Here is a 22,644-nt window from a genome sequence, read left to right on the forward strand (position 1 = left end):
GGGGCCCGGAATTAGCGAGGATTTGGCGGTAAAAACCAACTGCAATTTCGCAAAATTTTACCGGCTGCAAATCGTCTGAATTTTTCCGCCTGGCGTACCGCCACAAAAACAGCAGCAGCGTAGGGTAATATAATTATACGGACTCCGGCGGTGCCCCGGCTGTGGAGTTTTACCGGGAAATTGCCGTGAAAAACCAACCGCTCGTAAGCTCGAAATTAACTCCTAGCAGGCATCAAGAAGGGAAAGCAGAGGCCACCATCCTCTTCTTGTGCCTGTGAATGGAGTGTCCGATGAAAATTATTCCCACCTTGCGTCTGGCGTATAAGTTGCCCCTCTTCATTGTGGGGTTCGGTGTGCTGATAACGGCGGCTTTCGTCACGATCAGCTCGGTTGCGCTGCAAAATGCGGCGATAAAACACGCCGAACAACAATTCCACGCGATGACAGAGGATCGCCGTGTTGCCCTGCGTGCGCTGATGGAGGGTATCGAGGCGGATGCGTCGACCTTGGCCACCATTCCGTCGACGGCCACCGCGCTGGAGTGGTTCACGATGACCTGGGACGGGATCGAAGGTGACGCACAGAAGGTTCTGCGGAACGCCTATGTTGACGCCAACCCGAACAAAGCCGGCGAAAAACACCTCCTTAACCGGGGGGTCGGCGATTCGCCTTATCACATGCACCATGCCCGTTTTCATCCATCACTGACTGCCGTTCTGCAGAACAAGGGGTATTACGACGTCTTCTTGATCAACCCGGCAGGCGACATCGTTTATTCCGTGACGAAGGAAGCGGACTATGCCTCTAATCTGGTTGATGGCGCCTATGCCGCATCAGGTCTGGGCAAGGCATTCCGCTCGGCCATCAAGGCATCGGCGGGAACCGTGATCTTTGCCGATCTCGAAGGCTATGCGCCCAGCAACGGCGATCCGGCCGCATTTGTTGCGACTCCAGTGTTCGATGGTGCAGGAAAACTTCAGGGTGTCCTGGCGTTGCAAGTGCCCGTCGAGATGCTGACGAATATCGTAAACCCGGCAAGCGAGATGACCGAAACGCTGAATGTGTTCATCGTCGGTCAGGATATGAAAGTCCGCACCAAATCGCGCCATGACGACCATCGCAAGGTTCTTGACGAACTGGACACAGCCGAGCACCTGTCTGACGCCCTCGCTGGCAATTCAGGCTTCTATGCCAACACAACTGGTGTGACCGGCAGTGCTGTAGTCGCCTACTCTGAGCCCGTAGGCCTGCCGCAGGCCAACTGGGCGATCGTGGCCGAACAGGACCGCGCAGAGCTGTTTGCCCCCGTAAACCGCGATCGCAATCGTCTGCTGTTGATCTCGCTGGCCTGTGCCGCAGGTATGTCTGTATTCGGCTGGCTGTTTGCGCGCTCAATCACCAAGCCGATCAACCGGATCTGCGGTCGAATCGAAGAGGTTGCCTCCGGGAATCTCGAATCACCGATCCCGGAAGCGAATCAAAACGATGAAATCGGCGATATCGGCAAGCAGTTGATCAGCCTGCAGGATGATCTGAAACAGGCTCGCTCGGCGGAACTGGAGCGCGCGGAACTGCAGCGGCAACAGGAAATCGTCGTCGAACAGCTGAGCTCCGGCCTGGTGCGTCTTGCCGGTGGCGATTTCTCCCAGCCGATCAGCGATCCGTTCCCGGCGCATCACGAGAAGCTGCGGGAGAATTTCAACCGCACCGCGGAAACGCTGAGCGCCACTGTGACCCAGGTGATCGACACCGCCGAAAGCATCCGCAACGGCGCCAATGAGATCAGCCAGGCCTCCGACGACCTGTCCAACCGCACCGAAAGCCAGGCCGCCACGCTGGAAGAAACCGCCGCCGCCCTGGACGAGATGACGGCCAGCGTGAAATCCGCCGCCGAAGGCGCCCGCAGTGTCGAAAGCATCATGCAGGAAGCCAAACAGGAGGCCGAAACAAGTGGCACCGTGGTGCAGAGCGCCGTCTCCGCAATGACCGAGATCGAGCAGTCCTCGACCCATATTTCGCAGATCATCGGGGTGATTGACGACATCGCCTTCCAGACCAACCTTCTGGCGCTGAACGCCGGTGTCGAGGCCGCGCGGGCCGGCGAGGCGGGCAAGGGCTTTGCCGTGGTCGCCAGCGAGGTGCGCGCCCTGGCGCAGCGGTCCTCGGATGCGGCGATGGAGATCAAGACGCTGATCGGCGACAGCACCAAGCAGGTGGAGCGGGGCGTTGATCTGGTGGGCAAAACCGGCGACGCGCTGCAAAGCATCGTGGAGCGGGTCGGTCATATCTCGAAACTGGTTTCGGGCATCGCAACCGGTGCCAGCGAACAGTCGACCGGTCTGCATGAGATCAACACCGGCGTGACCCAGCTTGACCAGGTCACCCAGCAGAACGCCGCCATGGTCGAAGAGGCCACTGCCGCCGGGCATATGCTCAATGCCGATGCCACCAAGCTGGCCCAGCTGGTCGCCCATTTCCGGGTCGCGGCGGGCGCAGCTCAATCGCGCGGCAATACAGCCCCCATGCCAAAATCGACTGAAGGCCAGACCGGAGCGATGCAGAAGCCGCAAACCATGGCGTTTGACGAAGCTCCTGACGAGGCGCCCTCTGCCCCCAGCGCCCATGGCGACGACTGGGATATGGAGGCGGTCACACCGCAACCGGCACCGGCAGCTGCCAGCACCAATGGCAACGCGGCCAGGGACATCTGGCAGGATTTCTGATCCTGCGGAAGGCGCCCGGACCGTAGTTGGACCGGGCGCCCCTACATCTGAAACACTTCGGCCCTTGTCCGAACGCAACAAGCGGAATGAGCATTGTCACAGAGCCTATTGATCATCACCACGGACCGGCGTTTTGCGCAGACCATACAACACCACATGGAGGCCACCTATCCTGGCCTCCAAGTGCTCTTGGCCAATAATCTGATGATGGCCTATAATCAGGCGGAAGCCGGGCAACCCACATTCGCCTTTGTCGAAGATGGGTTCACCAAACTGCCCGAATTCGAAATGATGCTGGCCCTGTTCTCTGCGCTGGATATCCGTTGGGTATCTGTGATGGACAGCCAGACATCGACGCCGGCGCGCAGCTCATCCCCTCTGCTCGATGTGGGTGCCGGGATCTTCGAACTCACAAAATCCGACAATCCGCGTGATTTTGCCCGCTACTTCGACATGATGGTCAAGGCCCCGCGACGGGATCAGGCCTCTCCCATGCAAAAGGGCACTGCCGCTGCCGCAGGCCCCGGCAGCGACAAGATCATCCTCATCGGTTCATCCACCGGCGGTGTCGAAGCCCTGCGCAGCGTATTGGTCGGATTTCCCCTGAACTGTCCGCCAACATTGATTGTTCAGCACACCGGCAAGAATTTTGGGCGCGGGCTGGTCTCGCTTCTGGATCGCATCTGTCCGGCAAAGGTGCTGTCTGCGGATGACAATATGAACTTGTCGCCCGGCCATGTATATGTGGCCGCAGGGCAGCCCCGCCACATGGGGCTCACCCCTCGCAAACCCTATCGCACACGCTTCAAGGAAGGCCCGCCGATTTCGGGTCACATGCCGTCGGTTGATGCGCTTTTTATGTCTGCAGTCCCGATGGCAAAGAGCGTTGTTGCGACAATCTTAACCGGTATGGGCCAAGATGGGGCGCAAGGGCTGCTTGAACTGCGCAAAGCTGGGGCGAAAACCTTTGCTCAGGACGAAAAAAGCAGCGTCGTCTACGGGATGCCACGTGTCGCCTGGGAAATGGGCGCCGCGCAGCAACAGGTCTCGCTTGCGCGAATGGCCGGAACATTGATTCAGGCTTGCAAGACCTGACAGATAACTGGGAAGGAAATCACCTTGAGCGTATTTGCTAACTCCACCACGGTGACCGTCCTACAGGGCGAGTATCGCGTATCGACATCACCAACCGTGGTCTTCTCTACCGTGCTTGGGTCCTGTATCGCGGCATGTATCTACGATGACCAAGTGGGCGTCGGCGGCATGAACCATTTCCTGCTGGCCTCCTCGACGGCCAGCGATAGCGTCAATGCCCGCTATGGGATCCACGCGATGGAACTGCTGATCAACGGCATCATGAAAAAGGGCGCTCGCCGCGAAAACCTGAAGGCAAAGGTCTTTGGCGGCGCCAAGATGTCGGCCAACCTCTCCGATATCGGGGCCTCAAATGCGGATTTTGTCCAGCGCTTTCTGAGGGATGAGGGCATCGCTGTTGTCTCCTCCAGCGTCGGTGGAACCTCGGCACGACGGGTCCGCTTCCACGCTGTTTCGGGTGCTGCACAGCAGACACAGGTGAAGGATGATCGGCGTCTGGGCGAACAGGAACGGGTCGCGGCACGTCCGGCACCGGCTGCCAAGCCTGCGGCAGATGTTGGCGCAGTGACGCTGTTCTAAGGCAGAAAGGGACGGGCAACACGCCTGTGTCCCGTGTCCGCAATCGCCAGAAATTTCAGGAAGGGTCCGCTAGTTTCGGGCCCTTCTTTCTGGTCATGGGTTGAGGCTTTACCAACCCTCTTGCGCCTTGCAGCCTGCCCGGATGAGCCGCTATGATCCAATGTGTCATCCGACGACAGGATCTACCGTGCAACACAACCAGCAGTTCACCCTGCCCAAGGGTCTGGGATCGTGGATAATTCGGTGCGTTGCTTGCCTTGCCCTTGCCCTCACCTTCGTGCTGCCCCGGGCAGCATTGGCCGATCGGTTGACCATCTTTGGCGCAGCCAGTCTCAAAACCGCGTTGGAGCAGATATCGCAGGTCTATGAGGAGCAAACCGGCATCGCCGTTGATCTGTCCCTGGCCGGGTCCTCCCTTCTGGCCCGGCAGCTGCAATATAGTGCACCGGCGGATGTCTTCATTTCTGCCAACGCAGCCTGGATGGACTGGGCCCAGAGCCAAGACCTGATTGCTGCGGATACCCGGTTCGATCTGCTCGGCAACTCTCTGCTCCTGATTGCACCCGCCGCCGCACAACAAAAGAGTGACGCGCTGTCACTGAACGACGGGTCAGGGCTTCTGGAACAGGTCCAGGATCGCCCGCTGGCGATGGCGTTGGTTGATGCGGTGCCAGCAGGCATCTACGGCAAATCCGCGCTGCAGCACCTCGGGCTCTGGGATCAATTGCACCCACATATTGCCCAGACAGACAATGTTCGGGCAGCCCTGGCGCTTGTCCGCCGTGGAGCGGCCGGGCTTGGCATCGTCTACGGCTCCGACATTGTCGGAGTGAGCGACGTTACCGTCGTTGACCGGTTCCCGGCAGACAGCCACGGGCCGATAGTCTACCCTGCCGCGGCAACCCACAATGGGCAGAAGGCCATGGATTTCCTCAACTTCTTAAGCAGCCCGATTGCGAAAGACATCTTTGTCGGGCAAGGTTTCACCGTTCTAGTGGAGTGATCCTTCGACATGCAGTGGCTTGGTCCCGAGGAATGGCAGGCGGTCGCCCTGTCCTTGAAAGTGTCGTTCTGGGCAACCCTGCTGTCGCTTCCTCTGGGGCTGATGGTGGCGCTGGCGCTGGCGCGCGGGCAGTTTCGGGGCAAGGCCCTGCTGAACGGGGTGGTCCATCTGCCTCTGATCCTGCCACCGGTGGTGACCGGCTACATTCTGTTGATTGTGTTCAGCGGCCCCAGCCCGGTCGGCACGGCCTTGAATGCGGTCGGGATCACATTTGCCTTTCGCTGGACCGGCGCTGCGCTCGCCGCCGCGATCATGGGATTCCCGCTGATGGTGCGCGCCATGCGCCTTTCGCTGGAGGCCGTAGATCCAAGATTGGAACAGGCCGCTGCAACGCTTGGCGCATCGCGGTTCTGGGTTTTCGTGACCATCACGCTGCCCCTGATCCTGCCCGGCGTGCTTGCGGGTGCTGTGCTTGGCTTTGCCAAGGCGATGGGCGAGTTTGGAGCAACGATCACCTTCGTCTCCAACATCCCCGGCCAGACGCGGACCATTCCCTCGGCGATCTACGCCTTCCTGCAGGTTCCTGGCGGTGAAAATGCCGCGCTGCGTCTGGTGATCGTCTCCGTTGTCATCGCCATGGCAGCTTTGCTGGCCTCCGAATGGCTGGCGCGACGGGTGGCAAAACGTGTGCGGGGCGCCACATGCTAGAGGTCAAGCTCACCCATCAACTGGGGCAACTTGCCGTTGATGTCGATTTTGCAGCGCCGGCCGGGGTGACCGTCCTGTTTGGCCGCTCAGGCGCCGGGAAAACCACCGTCACCAACGCGGTCGCAGGTCTTTTGAAACCGGCCACTGGCAAGATCCGCGTAAAGGATCGCATTGTTCTGGACACCGGTGCCGACATCAACATCCCGCCTCATCGGCGCCGCATCGGTTATATCTTTCAGGATGCCCGGCTCTTCCCGCATATGACGGTGGCAAAAAACCTCTCTTACGGTCAACGGTTTATCGGCAAGAACCGTAAGGCAGCGCCATTTGACACCGTGGTTGACATGCTAGGGCTGGGCGGGCTGCTGAAACGCCACCCGACACATCTCTCCGGGGGCGAGAAACAGCGCGTGGCCATCGGCCGTGCATTGCTGGCCGCACCGGACATGATACTGGCAGATGAGCCTCTTGCCGCGTTGGACGAGGCGCGAAAGGCAGAGATCCTGCCCTATCTTGAGCGGCTGCGCGACGAATTCTCGGTGCCGATACTCTATGTGACTCATTCCGTTGCCGAGGTTGCCCGCCTGGCAACGACAGTGGTCGCCCTGCAGGATGGAAAATGCAGTCGCGTTGGTCCTGCCGATGTTGTCCTCGCTGATCCGGCCATCATGCCGACCGGCGTGCGCGGCGCGGGCGCTATCCTTCAGGCCGTCGTTGAGCAGCACCATCCAGATGGGCTGAGCCAACTGAATGCCGGTGGCATTGCGCTGTTCCTGCCGCAGGTGCCACATCCGCCGGGTCAAACCGTGCGTGTGCGAATATCGGCACACGAGGTGATCCTCTCGCGTGAGCGCCCCATCGGCCTGTCTGCGCTGAACATTCTTCCGGGTCGGATCACCGCCCTGCGCAGCGGCGGGGGACCGGGTATTATGATATCATTGCAGACGCCCGCCGGCGCCCTGTTGGCGCGGGTCACCCGACGATCTGCCGTTGCGCTGAACCTCGCGGTTGGGACACAGTGCCATGCTATCGTTAAATCCGTGTCCGTCGCACCCGAGGACGTGGGCGGTGCGCACAGGGGCAAACATATGCCGAATGAAATCTCACGGTAAACCGTGTGCGCTCTGCTGATTTCTCTCGGCAGAGGCCAGTCGCTGCGATATGCCCGAAGGGTGACAGGCCATCAGCAAACGGTGTCCGACACCCGTCACGCCAAGGAGGGAGGCGCAAATGCAACACCAGACAATCGAGACGACGTCTCCCGAGGTCGAAGGCCGTCGGTCATGACGCACGAGCCGGGTCGCAGCCTCTGGCAGGAAACCACCCGCGAGGTGCTCTCGGCCCCCGTTTTGACCGGCGAGGTTTCGGCCGATCTCGTTGTCATCGGCGGCGGCTACACCGGATGCTCCGCCGCTTTGCGCGCGGCAGAGATGGGTGCTGATGTCTGCCTGCTGGAGGCCGATAGCTTTGGCGCAGGCGGATCCGGGCGGAATGTCGGGCTGGTCAACGCCGGTCTCTGGCTGCCGCCAGAAGAGATCAACGCCGCACTGGGACATGTGGCTGGCGCGCGGCTTTCGGAGCTGCTGGCAGCAGCGCCCGCAGCTGTCTTTGATCTGATCAAGACCCATCAGATCGACTGTGAACCGGTCCGTAGTGGAACATTGCATTGCGCCCATGCGCCCTCTGGGTTGAAGGATCTTCACAATCGCCACCGGCAGCTGGCTGCGATTGGCGCTCCGGTCAGGTTGCTGTCGCGCAGCGAAGCAATTGCTCGGGTCGGCAGCGACGCGGTCCATGGCGCGTTGTTCGACCCCCGTGCCGGCACGATTCAACCGCTGGCCTATGCCATCGGATTGGCCCGCGCCGCGATGGCCCAGGGGGCCCGTCTGCACGCCCAGTCTCCGGTCGTGTCTCTTGACCGTCACGCCACTGGCTGGCTCGTCGCGACGCCCGGTGGCACGGTGCGCGCCAGACATCTGATCATGGCGACCAATGCCTATCCGCAACCCATCGCGGGCTACGCAGCACCGGCGTCTATTCCGGTCAGCTATTTTCAGGCGGCAACAGCGCCGCTGCCCGATGATTTGGCCAACGAGATCCTGCCGCAGGGCGAAGGCTGCTGGGACACGGGTCTGATCATGTCTTCCTGGCGCCGCGACCGTGCGGGGAGGCTGATCATCGGCGGCATGGGGGAACTCTCACACCCAGCCGGCCGTGTGCACAGCAACTGGTTGCGGCGCAAACTGGCGGGCATGTTCCCTGCTCTTGCAGACTACCCGCTCGAGACGCAATGGGCAGGCAGAATCGCCATGACAACGGAGCACATCCCCAAGATTATAGATCTTGGTCAAGGGTTTGCCTGTTTTGGATATTCGGGCCGGGGCATCGGTCCCGGCACGCTCTTTGGCAGACGCATGGCAGACGCGCTGATTGGTGAAGACCCATCCCAGCTGCCAGTCCCATTGAGCCACCATCACCGGTTGCCCTTCGCAGGTTTGCGTGGCGCCTATTACGAAACAGGGGCCACGCTGATCCATCTGTTGGCCGAACGCTCGGGCTCAAGATCGCCAGCTGTTGATCAATAGCAGCTGGCGATGGCCGCCCCGACAGATGTCAGAAGCTTCGGATAGAAATCCGGGCCAAGATCCAGCGTTACACCCAGTGGATCAACAACAGCTGTGCGCGCCTCCGTACCGTCCAGAACCGTCGCGACCAGGCCCGGGTTAAACTGCGGCTCTGACAGCACACATTGCACTTTCATCTCTTGGACCGTCGCGCGAATCTCCGCGATCCGCGCCGGGCTTGGATCAGAGGCATCGCTGAGCGAGATCGCACCGGCGGCCTGAACACCGAACCCGGTTTCAAAATACTGATAAGCATCGTGAAAAACCACAAACGGCTTGCCCGCAACCGGGGTCAGTTTGGCGGAGATTTCAGCGGTCGCCGCCGCAATTTCAGCCTGCCCCTCTGCGGCGTTCCGCAGGTATAGCGCTTCATTGTCGGGATCGGCGTCAGCCAGGGCCTCGGCGATGACCTGCAACCAGGCGCTGCCGTTCTCCGCCATCAACCAGGCATGCGGATCCAGGCTTCCCGGCTCGTGCCTGTGGCCGTGATCGTCGTGCCCCTCCTCATCGTGATGGGCATCATTGTGGTCATCCCCATGCCCCTCATGATGGTCATCGGAGTGTTCTTCTGCGTGCTCATCGTGATCACCGCGCCCGAACTGAACTGTGTCACGCACCGTCAGCTGCCGCGTTGTGTCAGCCTCAAGCAGGGAGATAACCGTGGCGTCAGAGGCCAGCGTCGCGATAGGCCCCTCCAACCATGGGGTCAGCCTCGGGCCAACCCAGAACACCAGATTCGCCTGATCCAATGCCCGCGCTTCGGAGGGGCGCATCGCGTGGCTATGCGGCGAAGCGCCAGGCGGCACCACAAGCTCAGGGGCGCCAACCCCCTGCATCACCCGCGAGACGAGGCCATGGACTGGCGTGATATCAGCCGCGACCGTCGGAACCTCGGCTAGAGCTGTCGTCGCTGTGGTACAGACAGTTGCGGCAATTGCAAGATAGCGGAGATGTCCCATGATGGCCTCATGTAATTGTATAACATTACGGCAGTTGATAAACGTCATAACATAACATATCAACCCCGAAAGAGAGACCGCCCAACGGAGCCTCAGATGGACCCCATCGGATTTCATGCGCACGACCACAGCCATTGCATAAACGACGGTATCGCCGTTGCAGATGCCCATTGCCGTGCACATGGCCTGCAATTCACCCCGGTACGCCGCCGCGTGCTGGAAATCCTGCTCCAGGCCCATCGCGCCATGGGCGCCTATGATCTGCTCGACATCCTGCGCGACGAAGGGCTTGGATCACAGCCACCAATCGCCTATCGCGCCTTGGATTTTCTGGTGAAGAACGGCTTTGTGCACAAGATCGAACGACTCAACGCCTTTGTGGCCTGTAGCCATCCCGGCGACGATCACGCGCCGGTCTTCATGATCTGCCGCACCTGCAACGCGGTTGCCGAAGCCCCCTCGCAAACCACCAACGGTCGTCTGGGAACTGCCGCCCGCGAGGCAGGATTCCTGATCGAACGGACGGTGATGGAGGCCGAGGGCCTGTGCCCCAAATGCCAGCAGGACGACGCGCAATGACACTGGTCAATCTGGACGGCGTCACCGTACGCCACAATGCCAACCCCGTGCTGCACAACGTCGACTTTGCCATTAACCCCGGAGAGATTGTCACGATCGTCGGCCCCAATGGCTCCGGCAAATCGACCTTTTTGCGCACCATCATTGGCGCGCTGAGTCCCACCCGTGGCACCGTGTCAAAGGCGCCGGGACTTCGGATCGGCTATGTGCCGCAAAAACTGCATATCGACCCGACGCTCCCGCTGACAGTGCGCCGCTTCCTGAGCCTGCCCAGCCCCGTGACCGACGCCGCAGCACGAACAGCGCTAGAGCAAGCGGGCGCCGGGCAGCTGATGAAACGCCAGATGACCGGTCTTTCGGGAGGTCAGTTCCAGCGAGTTCTGCTGGCGCGCGCCCTGCTGTGCGATCCACAGCTGTTGATCCTTGATGAGGCCACGCAGGGGCTGGACCAGCCCGGATCAGCCGCCTTCTACCAGCAGATTGAACAGCTGCGCCGCGATCTGGGCTGCGCCATTCTGATGGTCAGTCACGAATTGCACGTGGTTATGGCCGCGTCGGACCGGGTGATTTGCCTCAACGGTCATATCTGTTGCGAAGGCGCGCCTGCGCATGTCGCCTCCGCCCCGGAATACCGGGCGCTGTTCGGCACCGGGACCCAAGGCGCTCTGGCGCTATACCGGCACGAACACAATCATTCCCATGATCACAGCTGCGGTCATGATCACGCGCATGACCCGCAACCTGCAACGCCCGATCTGGTGAGACAACAGTCATGACAATCTTCGACAGCTTTCTGATCCGCGCCGCTTTTGCAGGCGTCGGTGTTGCCCTTGCGGCGGCCCCTTTGGGCTGTTTCGTGGTCTGGCGACGGATGGCGTATTTTGGTGATGCCACGGCCCACGCCTCCATCCTCGGCATCGCAATTGCGCTCAGCTTCGACACGTCGATTTTTGTCGGCGTCCTTGCCATGGCCCTGATCATGGCGACGGTTGTCTCAACCCTCAGCGGTCGGGGCTATGCCGTTGACACGCTGCTCGGGGTGCTCGCTCATTCATCGCTGGCATTTGGTCTTGTGGCCGTCTCTTTCCTGCATGGTGTACGGCTGGATCTGATGGCCTATCTCTTCGGCGATATCCTTGCGGTCAATGGTCAGGATCTCATGATCATCTGGGGCGGCGCAATCCTTGTTGTGGCCCTGTTGTGGTGGCGTTGGTCCGCCCTGCTGACCGCGACCTTGAACCCGGATCTGGCCTACGCCGCAGGCATTGATCCGCGCCGCGAACAACTGGTGCTGACCCTGGCGCTGGCGGTTGTGGTCGCCGTAGCGATCAAGGTTGTCGGCGTTCTGCTTATTGCAGCCATGCTGATCATCCCGGCCGCCACCGCGCGCCCGTTTGCCGCGACACCGGAACGCATGACGGTGATTGCAGCCATCACGGGCGCGATCTCGGCGTTGGGCGGATTGCAACTGGCGTTCATGTTCGACACGCCCACCGGGCCGACAATTGTCTGCCTCGCCGCGAGCCTGTTTGCCCTGTCGAGCCTCAAGCAGCTCTTCAGCCGAGCCTGAGGCAACACCGCAGCACCAGGAATATGCGCCAGGAAACCCTCATCAGCAAACACCGCAGGCCGGATCAGCAATCGGTCGCCGTCAACCAGGGGGTTATTGCCTGATCGCGGCGGTTCTGTCGGCTGGCGCCCGGTGCCATCAGGTGGCGTCAGGTTCCGGTCTTCAGCAACGGGCCGCATTCCACCCATTTGCTTACCGCTCCAAGCAGGGCCTTCTTGTTGATCGGTTTGCTCAGGAAGTCATCCATGCCTGCGGCAAGGCATTCCTCGCGGTGGGACTGCAGGGCATTTGCCGTCAACGCGACGACCGGACAGCGGCGCATCCCCTGCTCTCGTTCGAGCTGACGGATTTCAGCCGTCGCATCTATCCCGTCTTTGACCGGCATCATCATATCCATCAGCACGATATCCGGCTGGTGTTCCGCAAACATGGTCACCGCCTCCTCACCATTCGCGGCGATCAAGACTTCGATGGGAGCCGCCTTCAACATGCGTGATACGACGAGCTGGTTGGTTCGATTGTCCTCCGCCAGCAGCAGTTTCACCTGCGGTATGGCCTCCATATCATCCGCGACCGGTGGCTGAACCGTGTCCTGAGGTGCATCGGCGGGTATCTCGAGCACCCGACTCATAACCGACTGGAGTTGCGCTGCACGCAGTGGCTTCAGCGCAACTTCGCAGCGACCCAGATGTTCGCGTGCGGCCCGGTCCAGCGTATTTTCAACCGAGGACAGGATAACGATCGGCAGATCGCGATATTCCGGGATATCTCGGATCCGCTCTGCCAACTCTTTCCCATCCATCCCGGGCATCTGGAAATCTTGAAGAATGACGTCGAAACGCACACCGTCGTGACGTGCATCCAGCAGAATCTCCAGCGCCTGATGGGCCGATCCGGCGGCGATGCTTTTCACCCCCCAGGTCGCCAACCGCTCAGTCAGAATAATCCTGTTGAGTTCCAGATCATCAACAACCAGTGCCCGCAGCCCCTTGAAATCCCGCTCATCCTGAGCAGGCTTCGGCTGGTTGGGCCGGATCCGCAGTGGCAGCTCAATGGTGAACACCGAGCCCTTGCCCAGTTCCGACCGTACAGAGATCCGCCCGCCCATCAGCGCAAGCAAGCGCGTGGATATCGCAAGGCCCAGTCCGGTGCCCTCATAATTGCGGGTCGCGGCTCCGTCGGCCTGCTCAAAGGCATTGAAAATCAGGTCCAGCCGGTCCTCCGGTATGCCGGTGCCGGTATCGGTGACCGAAATACGCAGATCCGTGTAGCCATCCTCAGACTCGCCTGAGACCTCGATATAGACATAGCCGCTGCCGGTGAACTTCACCGCGTTACCCGCCACATTGGTCAGGATCTGGCGGATACGACCAACGTCGCCGTCGTAACATTCCGGCAGGTTCGGATCATAGCGAAGTGTCACCTCGACATTCTTCTCCGCGGCTTTGGGCGACAACAGTGTCACGACGTCCTCAATTGCGGTCTGCAAGTTAAAGGGCGCGCGGTCCAGCTCCATCTTGCCCGCCTCGATCTTCGAAAAATTCAGAATGTCGTTGATGATCGTCAGCAGCGCCGAGCCAGACTTGGCAATCGTCTCGGCATACATGGTCTGGTCTTCGTCCAGATCCGTCTCCAGGATCAGTTCCGCCATGCCGATGACGCCATTCATCGGAGTGCGGATTTCATGGGACATATTGGCCAGGAATTCGGATTTGGCCCGGTTGGCGATATCAGCCGATTTCCGCGCCTCATCCAATGCGTACTCACGCTCGTCCCGCTCTTCAAAGGTATCCTCAAGCACACCGACAGAGAAATCCAAGGCCCGAAACTCGCGCGAGGCAAACCAGGGCAGCCGGGCCTGCCGGTTCGACAAACCGGCGATCGCATCCGACATGCGCTGGTGAATGATCTGCAATGGGCGCAATGCCAGCACGCTCACCAGTATCAGCACCAGAATGGACAGCACTGCCACGGCCACCACCGTCCACATGATGGTCTGGCTGACCTTGTGCTGAACCATTGCCTGCCCCTCACGGGTAGACCAGTGAACAACCATATTGCCAAAATCGAACCCGTCGAGCGTGATCGGGCGGTCATACATCACAAAGTCATCCGGCCCCACCTGATCCGTACGGCCCGCCTCCGCGATCGGAGTACCCGCGCTATCCTGGATCTGGATCTTCAGGAGTTTGGGATTGCGGGTAATCGCCTCGGTCAATCCGGTTTCCAGCACCGGCACATCTTCGACGATGATCGATTCAAGCATCAGCCCGCTCAGCAACGAGATGGTCAGCTCAGCCTGCTCTTTCAATTGGTCCTGCAGGTTGCGGGTCTCGTAGCGGCGCGCAACATCGCCGATCGCCACCGCCACCAGCAGGGCAGCCAGCGACAATGACAAGACGATCTGAAAGAGTATGCCCGTACGTTTCATGGGAGACCTCGGTGACGACGCTAAAATGCCTGGCTCTGCTCCATCGCATCGCGGATCAGGTCGTAGTCGGAGTCGGCCCCCTGAAGAAAGCCGTTTTTGGACACTCGGCGCACGATCTCTTCATTTTCTGACGACAGCATGATCTCCCGCATGGCCAGCAGCACCTCCTCCGAGAGGGTCGAGGATGCAAGCCAGGGTTTTGTCACATTATCAAAGCTCGCCAAGATCCGAATCGGCACCCCTTTGGCGATCAGTTTCTTGTAGGTGCTCTCTTTCAGGGCACCTGCCGTGAATTTTCCGGCGCCAACCGCCTCCCCCACCAGATCGTGGCGGCCGAGGTACTCATAGGTATGCAGATCACCGCTGTCGATCCCGGCCTCAAGCAGCTGGCTTTGGGCGAGGTAGCGCCCGATCGTCGACAGCTCATCCCCGAAGGCAAAGCTGAGCCCTGCAAGATCCGACAGGTGAGTGATGGTGCTGTCGCGATGCACGACGATCACACCCTTAAAACGCTTGCGCCCCTTCTTGGATTCCATGGCAACGATCCTGATGTCGGGGTTCTGTTTCATCACATGCACATAAGAGGCCGGACCGAAACGCGCGAAATCCACCTCGCCATTGGCGAGTTGGTCGATACCCTCTTGATATTCCTTGGCAACTGTCATCCGAATGACAACTTTTTCGCCCAGCACCTCGCCCAGACGGTTCGACAGGAACGTCAGGAAGGGGCGGTATTTCTTAACCGTTACCGTCGGTTTATCCGCGGCATAGGTCCCAAACGTCAGGGTTATTTCGGCGCGTGCTGTCATCGGCGCCAGCAGCGCCATCAGACAGACACAGAATACCAACCACAGGCGGCCCATGCCGGCTGGCTTATTATGATGTTTCGAAGCGGTTTGCATCATCGTCTCCAGTCTGAATCCAGGCGCTGCCCGATCGGTGGTCTCGCGCATCTGTTTACCCTGAATAGTGAGAAAATTTGGTTAAGTGGCCCTGAAATAGTATAAATAATTTTACGGCTCGCCTCAGAGCGTGGCATGAATATTAACGTTTCAGTAACGATTTCAGCGCTCTTTTATAAAATTCATCATAAATTTGAAGATCGGGCAGAAGCCCGGCAGGACCTCCCGTGATCAAAAACCACATAATTTCCCGCAGACCCGTTCCCCGCCTATTGCTTGCGGCCGCCCTTTTTTCCGGCTTCGCCCCCGCTGCTGCCTGGGCCATTCCCTCACCGGAACTGGTGATCGGATCGGTATCATCCCTGTCGCAGGTGCTGGCCGTGGCGATCGCGATGATGTCGGGTCTCGGCGCGGTGGTTGCGGCGAAGCTTGGTCTGAAGCCGAAGAGCACTGCGGTGGCAACACGTTATCCGGTCCGATTGATCACCGGTCTGGTGCTGGCGGCGCTGACACTGGCCCTTATGAATTACTGGCAGTTCAGCAGCCAGCGGGTGGCGGAGCAGGCGCGCCTGCAGGCAACCCTCATGCGGCCGGCGCAGTTTGACGGAACCAAGATCAAGGACGCGGCGCTGAAAGAGACAAGTTTTTCGCGCCAGTCAGATCATCCGCTTGCGATGTCGACAGCCGACGCCGCCGCCGCGTTGGAGGATGGCAACACATTGTTCTACGACATCCGCGAAACCGGCGAAAATGCCATGGGCACCCTGCCCGGCGCGACCCATATCCGTTTTCCGGACTTCGTCGAGAGCCAGCCGGTCAAACCCGGCCAGAAGGTCGTGCTGTTCTGCCATAACGGCAACCGCAGCTCGGAAACCTGCGCCAAGCTGGCGGCGATGGGCATCGACTGCAGCTTCATCGCCGGCGGAATCGAGAAATGGATTGTCGAAGGGCGCGCGTTCTCTGACAAGGACGTGAAATCCCTCTCTGACCTGCGTGCCATTCCGGAATATCCCGGTCGTGATGTGCTGCTCAGCACTGCGGATTTCACCGAGTTGATGAACACCGAGGACCTGCAGATCGTCGATACCCGCTACCCCGGGGATTTTGAGGCGGGCCACCTTCCCGGCGCGGTGAACATTCCGATCCGCAAGATGACAACCGCCGATCTGATGCAGCGCATCAGTGAACTTGATCCGACCAAACCAACGCTGGCGGCCTGCTACGACCGTCGCAGCTGTTTCATGAGCCAGGTTTTGGGGCTGGAGCTGTCGCAGAAGGGGTTCGATTTCCGTGGCCGCTACACCCTGCCATGGGAGTATTTTGTCGCCCCCAAGCCGAAGCCTCATGTGCAGGCCTGGCTTGCCGATCAGCAAAGCGGCCTCTGGGACAAGGCGATCTCGGCGCTGGCCGCCGCGCTGCTCTGGGTGCATGAGCGCAGCCATATCCTGCTGGGTCTGCTCGCCCTCTCCCTGATCACCCGGATCATGATCCTGCCAGTGGCGTTGAAATCTGAACGCGACCAGATCACCACCAGTGAGACCGCCGATGAGATGAAGGCGCTGAAGGAAGAACTGGCCCATGACCCGGTGCGCAAGGCGCGCGCGGTGCAGGCGTTCTACAAGGACAAGGGCCTGACGCCGATGAAGAACCTCACCGCGCTGCTGTTCCTGCCGGTGATGATGCTGGGCGTCTCCGCCGCGCAAGAGGCCAGCGTCAGCCTTCAGACCCCGTTCCTGTGGATGGCGGATCTCGGAGCGCCCGATCCTCTGTTCATCATGCCGGTGCTGTTCTGCGCGCTCGCCGCCGTCTATCTGCTCTGGGCCGTGGCCAAGACCCCGCGCCAGAAAACCCTGTGGATGGTGCTGGGCATGCCTGCGCTATTTGCCATGGTGTTCAGCCTCTCGGGCGCCGCCAATGCCTATCTCTGCTTCAGCCTGACGCTCTTGCTGATGCAGCGCGCCTATGTCACCGGCATGCACCGCAAACTGGCTGAGGCGCTGTCGCTGCGCGCCCACAAGCGCCGCCTCGCCAAACTGCCGCGCGGTGTGATCCCAATGGGCTACACCGAGGAGCTGGAGCACGCCGGCAATAAGGCGCTGCGCCTGTCCATTCTCAAAAACGCAGGGCTACCGGTGCCGGGCGGCGTAGTCTTGCGCTCCGATGCAATTCACGATTATCGCGAGATGCCCGACGCCCGAAAAGACGCATATGCCGCATATGTTTATCGGCTGGCTGGCGGCAAGCCGGTCGCCGTGCGCTCCTCGGCCAGCAACGAAGATGGCGCTGACCAGAGTTTTGCTGGAGTGTTCGAATCCGTGCTGGACGTCACCGCGGAGACCATGCGCGCCGCCTTGGATGAAGTTGTGACCAGCTTCTCGTCCGAGCGCGCCGCCAGCTATTCGGGCGAGGGCGACAGCACCGATCAGGGCAACATTGTAGTGCAGGAGATGGTGCAGGCAGACTACGCCGGCGTTCTCTTCACCCAGGATCCGATGGCCCCCGGCATGTGCATGATCGAATGGGTCGAAGGCTGCGGCGAGGATCTGGTCTCTGGCCGCGTCACCCCGACGTCCTTGCGCTTTGGCCGCTATTCGGGCTTGCCTGCGGCGGAAGATCAGGACCAGACGCTGGACATGGCGCCGCTGCTGGCGCTTGGCCGCCAGATCGAGGAGACCTTTGGCTGCCCGCAGGATGTGGAATGGGCCTATGCAAACGGCCAGTTCCAGATCGTGCAAAGCCGCGACATTACCACCCTGTCGCTTGGAACCGAAGCTGAGCGGATCCGGCTTCAGGAATGGCGCGATCTGCTGGACCATTACGCCGGGGTGGATCCGGATAAGCCGCTGCTGGAACAGGATGAGATGTCCGAAGTGCTGCCGCGCCCAACCCCGCTGTCTTTCTCGCTGATGGGCAGCCTCTGGGCGCCGGGCGGCAGCGTCGATCTGGCCTGCCGCGCCTTGAGCGTCCCCTATAACCTGCCGGAAGGCCGGGCGGGTCATCTGGTGAACCTCTTTGGCAAGACCTACGTCGATGTCGGCCTAAAAGAGCAGATGACGCTGAAACTGACCGCCGCCAAGGCCAAGCAGCTGCGCAGGCAGGCCCGCCCGATGATCACCCACATGCGCGAGGAGGTGCTGCCCCAGCTCACCGATCAGCTGGCGTTCTGGCAGGCTGTGGACTACACCGCCCTGCCCCGCCAGAAACAGCTCGAGGCAATTGCGACCCTGCGCGATCTCTTTGTCACCGACATCTATGTCGAGGCGGAGAAGGTGAATATTGTCGCAGGCTTTACCATGGGCGAAGCCAGCGCCGCCGCCGCAGGCGATCCGGCCCTGCGCGCCCATCTGATGCACGCCGAACTGCCCCACGCCCCGTCCAGCCTGCTGGCCTCCTGTATCGGTGCCAATGCAGAAACCCATGCGCAGTTGCTAATGGGGCATCGCTCGATCTTTGATTACGAACTGTCGGCACCCCGCTATAGCGAAGCACCCGGCCTGCTGGCCTCCCTGCTCGACAGTTCGGTTGAGCCGATCAGCGGCACCGTGGCCACTCCGGCAAACCTGCCGGAAGATCTGCGCGACACGCTAGAGCTTGCGATCGCCTATCAGGACCTCAAGGAACAGGCCAAACACGAGGCACTGCGGGTTCTGGCGGAGCTGCGCCGGGCGTTGCTGGCCCTGGGGATCGACACCGAGCTGGAGGATCTGATCTTCTACCTGACCATGGAAGAGATCATGACCGGCGACTGGACCCGACCTGAGCTGCTGAAAGACCGCGCCGCCAGCCGCAAACACGTCGAAGATCTGCGCAAGGCCTCGGCGCCAACCGATGTCAGCCTCACCCTGCGTGACTGCGAGCTGCTCTCGCTCGGCGTGCAGGCAGGGTCCGCTGATGGGCATCTGGGCGGCACCTGTGTCGCCGGCAGCGGCACCGTGGAGGCCCGCGTATTCTGGGTTGAAGACGAAACCGCCATCGGCCCGGAGGTCTTTGACGGGTTTCAGGACGGCGACATCCTGGCATGTCGCATGATCAACCCGGCCTGGCTTCCTTATGTCCAGCGCTCCGGCGCTGTCCTCAGCGAGGTGGGCGGCTGGCTTAGCCATATGGCGATTGTCGCGCGGGAAAAGAACATCCTGATGCTGGTGGCCTGCAAAGGGCTCGACCAGCTGTCCCATGGTGAGCTGATCATGGTTGGCGAGGACGGCTCGATCACCCCGAGCGAGACGCCGGATCTGCAACAGGTCTCGGCCTGATCCACCATCCGTTTTTGCCCCTGCCTGACCCTTCCGGTCTCAAAGGCAGGGGAAGAACATATGTTCCATCTTGCATCTTTTCGCGCAAACGGTCTGAACTGGGGCCATGGACCCGCATCTTGATCCCCGACAGACCCATCGCCTGCTCGACCAGCTGAAGACCGAAATCGACAGCCTGCCACCCGCCCTCTCGGCGGCGGCGAAATACATCATCGACACCCCCGGCGACTTTGGTCTTGATCCGATCCGTGTCTCGGCGACCAAGGCAGGGGTCAGCGCGAATTCTCTGGTGCGATTGGCCGCACATCTTGGATTCGACAGTTTCGAGGCGTTGCGCGCCCCCTTTCGGGCCGCGCTGACAACCGAGCGTGAGGGCGGATTGGGCCTTGGCTGGCTCGATCGGCTGGAACAGGCCCCCGAAACCACCCGCCATGGCCGCATCGCCCGCAATGAGGTGAACATCGTCGCCCGCTCGCTGCGCCTGATGACCCCCGGGCACACTGCGGCCATCGTTGCGGCGCTGACCTCGGCGCGACGATGCTATGTTACTGCAACCCGCGCCAGTTACGCATTGGCCTATTACTTCCACTACGTCGGACGAATGGCCTTGCCGGGGCTTGATCTGGTGCCCCGCCACATGGGCACCGCCGTGGACGAGCTGATGGATATCGGCGCCGGGGACTGCCTGATTGCCATGACCTTCGCGCCATATTCATCGGAGACGCTGCAGGCGCTGAGACAGGCCCGCAACAAAGGCGCGACGCTGATCCTCATCTCAGATAGCGAGGTAATCGCGCCCGGATTGCAGCCCGACCACCTGCTGCTGGTGGCCGACAATACGCTGCATCCTTTTGGTGGCTATGGCGGCGCGATGGCAGTGCTTGATTGTCTGCTGACCCATCTGGTCGATGCCGGAGGAGAGGCGGCGCAGGACAGGTTCCGCACCTACGAGACCCTGCGGGAAGACACCGGCGCCTATTGGCGCGGCGGAAAATTGCCAAAGGTCCCGAAATAGCCCGCTTCAGAGCCTGATCGGCCGGTCAGAGCCGCAGGTCGGACTGGTCCGGCGTCAGCACATACTTCAGATCGTACAGCAGCGCATGGTCCCGACCCAAGGCCCGGATCTGCGCGGCCCCCATATCGCGGAATTCCTGATGGGCCACCGCCAGAACCAAACCGTCATAGGCCCCTGGCTGCGGAGTTGTCACCAGATTGACGCCGTATTCCTGCCGCGCCTCATCTGGATCGGCATGGGGGTCATGCACATCCACCATCAGACCGTATTCCTCAAGGCAGCGCACCACATCAATAACCCGTGTATTGCGCAGATCGGGGCAGTTTTCCTTGAAGGTCAACCCCATCACAAGGACCCGCGCATCGGCAATGGCCATCTTGCGTTTCAGCATGGATTTGACCATCTGGCTCGCCACATAGGCTCCCATGCCGTCATTCAGCCGCCGCCCTGCCAACAGGATCTCGGGGTGATAGCCCAGCTGCTCTGCCTTGTGGGTCAGGTAATAGGGGTCGACCCCAATACAATGGCCCCCGACCAGACCCGGACGAAAGTTAAGGAAGTTCCACTTGGTTCCGGCAGCACGCAGCACTGCTTCGGTATCAATATCCATGCGGTTGAAAATCTTGGCCAGCTCATTGATCAGAGCGATGTTGATATCGCGCTGGCTGTTCTCGATCACCTTGGCCGCTTCGGCGACGCGGATGCTCTCGGCCTGGTGGGTGCCCGCCGTCACGATCTCACGGTAGAGCGCATCGACACGCGCCGCAATTTCAGGCGTTGAGCCGGAGGTCACCTTGACGATATCCGGCAGACGCCGCGTCTTATCGCCGGGATTGATCCGCTCGGGGCTGTAGCCTGCAAAGAAATCGCGATTGAATGTCAGCCCGGACACGCGCTCCAGAACCGGGACGCAGTCCTCCTCGGTGGCGCCGGGATAGACCGTGGATTCATAGATCACCAGATCGCCGGGTTTGAGCACGCCACCAACCGTTTCTGACGCCCGCAGCAATGGCGTCAGATCCGGGCGACGGCTGCTGTCGATCGGTGTTGGAACGGTGACGATAAAGATCGTGCAATCGGCAATCTCTGCCGGGTCGCTGGTCAATGTCAGATGCGACGCAGCCGCCAGCGCCTCGGCGCTTATCTCGCGGGTATTGTCCTGCCCTGAGCGCAGCGCCGCAATCCGGTCGTCGCTGATGTCAAAGCCCACTACCGGGCGCGATCGGCCAAATTCCACCGCCAGCGGCAGACCGACATAGCCAAGCCCGATCACGCAAATCCGTTCTGTCCCGCTCATACCGCCGCCTCAATGGTCTTTGTCTGCCCGATTGCCTTTCATAAGGGGCGGCGGCGCCAGGTTTCAACCTCATCTGGCCAGATACCTCCCGAAACCGGGAGAGATCCACTCTTTGGGCCAGTTCAGAAGCGCAGCGACAGGCAGGACATGCCGCCATCCAGCTTGGCGCACTCGGTATTGCTGATCTGAACAACCTCATAGCCTTCGCGATCCAGCATCTCGGCGGTGCGCGGGAAACCTGCCGCCATGATCACTAGGTTGTTGTAGCGGATGGCATTGGCCGCAGCCTCTTCGCCCTCGGCGACATGCAGCACGCGGTAGCCTTCAAAACAGCCCGATGCGTCCAGCCGTTTGGTGGCAAGGATGGTCTCACCATCCATCAGCGAACAGTCGGTCTTGAAATGCAGCACGCCCTCTGGCGTGAAAACCTCGCGCAGGCAGTGGCCCCAGTCAGACACGATCTCTGCCAGTTCCGCCACGCCGACCGCATCGGTCCGCGCTGAACGACCGACAAGGATTTCGCGGTCCGTCACAAGAATGTCGCCGCCTTCGATAAAGCCGGGACCGTTGATTTCGCGCAGCTCGCTGTAGCATTGCCGCAGGGTCGGTGCCATCTCGGCCACCTCCCCCAGACGCGACGGCGCGCCGGGGCGCATCAGAACCGCGCCCTTGGGCAGGCAGAGGGCGGTGTCCTCGACAAACACCGCATCGGGAAAGGCCTCAAGCGGCGGCAGCTCGATCACCTCGGCGCCCGTGCTTTTCAGTGCGGCAACATAATCGGCATGAGCGGCCAGCATCCGGTCCAGATCGGGCGTGCCTATATCCTCGGCCCGCAGGCCGTCGGTGATACTGGACGCGGGACGGCGGGTGATGGCGCGGGAGAATTCATATGTTGGGTTTGTCATG

General features: G+C 60.9%; 17 protein-coding genes. 12 read left to right on the top strand and 5 right to left on the bottom strand.

The window, feature by feature from the left end:
* Positions 1-290 precede the first annotated feature (290 nt).
* The 7 genes from WLQ66_RS18025 (at position 291) to WLQ66_RS18055 (ending at position 8,693) form a co-directional block, all read left to right on the top strand.
* Positions 291-2,723 (top strand): methyl-accepting chemotaxis protein, encoded by a 2,433-nt coding sequence (locus WLQ66_RS18025; RefSeq protein WP_340547719.1) that lies wholly within the window; start codon positions 291-293, stop codon positions 2,721-2,723.
* A 156-nt stretch (positions 2,724-2,879) separates the two neighbouring features.
* Positions 2,880-3,818 carry a CheB methylesterase domain-containing protein gene (locus WLQ66_RS18030; protein ID WP_340547745.1) on the top strand — a complete coding sequence of 313 codons (939 nt, stop codon included), beginning with the start codon at positions 2,880-2,882 and terminating at the stop codon, positions 3,816-3,818.
* Positions 3,819-3,842: 24 nt separating this feature from the next.
* Entirely contained in the window at positions 3,843-4,397 is a 555-nt protein-coding gene (locus WLQ66_RS18035; RefSeq protein WP_340547720.1) for a chemotaxis protein CheD, read from the top strand.
* Between the two features lie 187 nt (positions 4,398-4,584).
* A complete protein-coding gene (gene modA / locus WLQ66_RS18040) occupies positions 4,585-5,400 on the top strand; it encodes a molybdate ABC transporter substrate-binding protein (RefSeq protein WP_340547721.1) in 816 nt (271 codons plus the stop codon).
* A 9-nt stretch (positions 5,401-5,409) separates the two neighbouring features.
* Positions 5,410-6,108, top strand: coding sequence for a molybdate ABC transporter permease subunit (gene modB, locus WLQ66_RS18045; protein ID WP_340547722.1), 699 nt, complete (start codon positions 5,410-5,412; stop codon positions 6,106-6,108).
* Positions 6,102-7,220 (top strand): molybdenum ABC transporter ATP-binding protein, encoded by a 1,119-nt coding sequence (gene modC / locus WLQ66_RS18050; protein ID WP_340547723.1) that lies wholly within the window; start codon positions 6,102-6,104, stop codon positions 7,218-7,220. Before modB ends, modC begins: the two co-directional genes overlap by 7 nt.
* A gap of 171 nt (positions 7,221-7,391) precedes the next feature.
* Positions 7,392-8,693, top strand: coding sequence for an NAD(P)/FAD-dependent oxidoreductase (locus WLQ66_RS18055; protein WP_340547724.1), 1,302 nt, complete (start codon positions 7,392-7,394; stop codon positions 8,691-8,693).
* Here the strand turns inward: WLQ66_RS18055 and WLQ66_RS18060 are convergent.
* Entirely contained in the window at positions 8,687-9,691 is a 1,005-nt protein-coding gene (locus WLQ66_RS18060; RefSeq protein ID WP_340547725.1) for a zinc ABC transporter substrate-binding protein, read from the bottom strand. The two genes, WLQ66_RS18055 and WLQ66_RS18060, sit on opposite strands and share 7 nt — an antisense overlap.
* Before the next feature lie 96 nt (positions 9,692-9,787).
* On the opposite strand from WLQ66_RS18060, the gene WLQ66_RS18065 reads away from it, so the two are divergent.
* The 3 genes from WLQ66_RS18065 to WLQ66_RS18075 are packed head-to-tail and all read left to right on the top strand — an operon-like array spanning position 9,788 to position 11,840.
* A complete protein-coding gene (locus WLQ66_RS18065; protein WP_340547726.1) occupies positions 9,788-10,270 on the top strand; it encodes a Fur family transcriptional regulator in 483 nt (160 codons plus the stop codon).
* Positions 10,267-11,046 carry an ATP-binding cassette domain-containing protein gene (locus WLQ66_RS18070; protein WP_340547727.1) on the top strand — a complete coding sequence of 260 codons (780 nt, stop codon included), beginning with the start codon at positions 10,267-10,269 and terminating at the stop codon, positions 11,044-11,046. Before WLQ66_RS18065 ends, WLQ66_RS18070 begins: the two co-directional genes overlap by 4 nt.
* On the top strand, positions 11,043-11,840 hold the full coding sequence (locus WLQ66_RS18075) for a metal ABC transporter permease (protein ID WP_340547728.1): 798 nt from the start codon (positions 11,043-11,045) through the stop codon (positions 11,838-11,840). The genes WLQ66_RS18070 and WLQ66_RS18075 overlap by 4 nt, the downstream gene beginning before the upstream one ends.
* 148 nt (positions 11,841-11,988) lie before the next feature.
* Here WLQ66_RS18075 and WLQ66_RS18080 read toward each other — a convergent pair whose 3' ends face one another.
* Complete coding sequence (locus WLQ66_RS18080; protein WP_340547729.1) at positions 11,989-14,271, bottom strand: response regulator; 2,283 nt, start codon at positions 14,269-14,271, stop codon at positions 11,989-11,991.
* A 20-nt stretch (positions 14,272-14,291) separates the two neighbouring features.
* Positions 14,292-15,173: a PhnD/SsuA/transferrin family substrate-binding protein gene (locus WLQ66_RS18085; protein WP_340547730.1), complete on the bottom strand. Its 882-nt coding sequence runs from the start codon at positions 15,171-15,173 to the stop codon at positions 14,292-14,294.
* 392 nt (positions 15,174-15,565) lie between these two features.
* On the opposite strand from WLQ66_RS18085, the gene WLQ66_RS18090 reads away from it, so the two are divergent.
* On the top strand, positions 15,566-19,426 hold the full coding sequence (locus tag WLQ66_RS18090) for a PEP/pyruvate-binding domain-containing protein (RefSeq protein WP_340547746.1): 3,861 nt from the start codon (positions 15,566-15,568) through the stop codon (positions 19,424-19,426).
* Between the two features lie 106 nt (positions 19,427-19,532).
* Complete coding sequence (locus tag WLQ66_RS18095) at positions 19,533-20,441, top strand: MurR/RpiR family transcriptional regulator (protein WP_340547731.1); 909 nt, start codon at positions 19,533-19,535, stop codon at positions 20,439-20,441.
* Positions 20,442-20,466: 25 nt separating this feature from the next.
* On the opposite strand, the gene tviB is transcribed toward WLQ66_RS18095, so the two are convergent.
* Positions 20,467-21,738, bottom strand: a complete 1,272-nt coding sequence (gene tviB / locus WLQ66_RS18100) for a Vi polysaccharide biosynthesis UDP-N-acetylglucosamine C-6 dehydrogenase TviB (protein ID WP_340547732.1) — start codon at positions 21,736-21,738, stop codon at positions 20,467-20,469.
* 122 nt (positions 21,739-21,860) lie between these two features.
* The gene (locus WLQ66_RS18105; protein WP_340547733.1) at positions 21,861-22,643 is read right to left on the bottom strand and encodes an arginine deiminase family protein; all 783 of its coding nucleotides are present in this window, start codon (positions 22,641-22,643) and stop codon (positions 21,861-21,863) included.
* Position 22,644: the final 1 nt, after the last annotated feature.

It is taken from the genome of Phaeobacter sp. A36a-5a (assembly GCF_037911135.1).
Classification (GTDB): Bacteria; Pseudomonadota; Alphaproteobacteria; order Rhodobacterales; family Rhodobacteraceae; genus Phaeobacter; species Phaeobacter bryozoorum.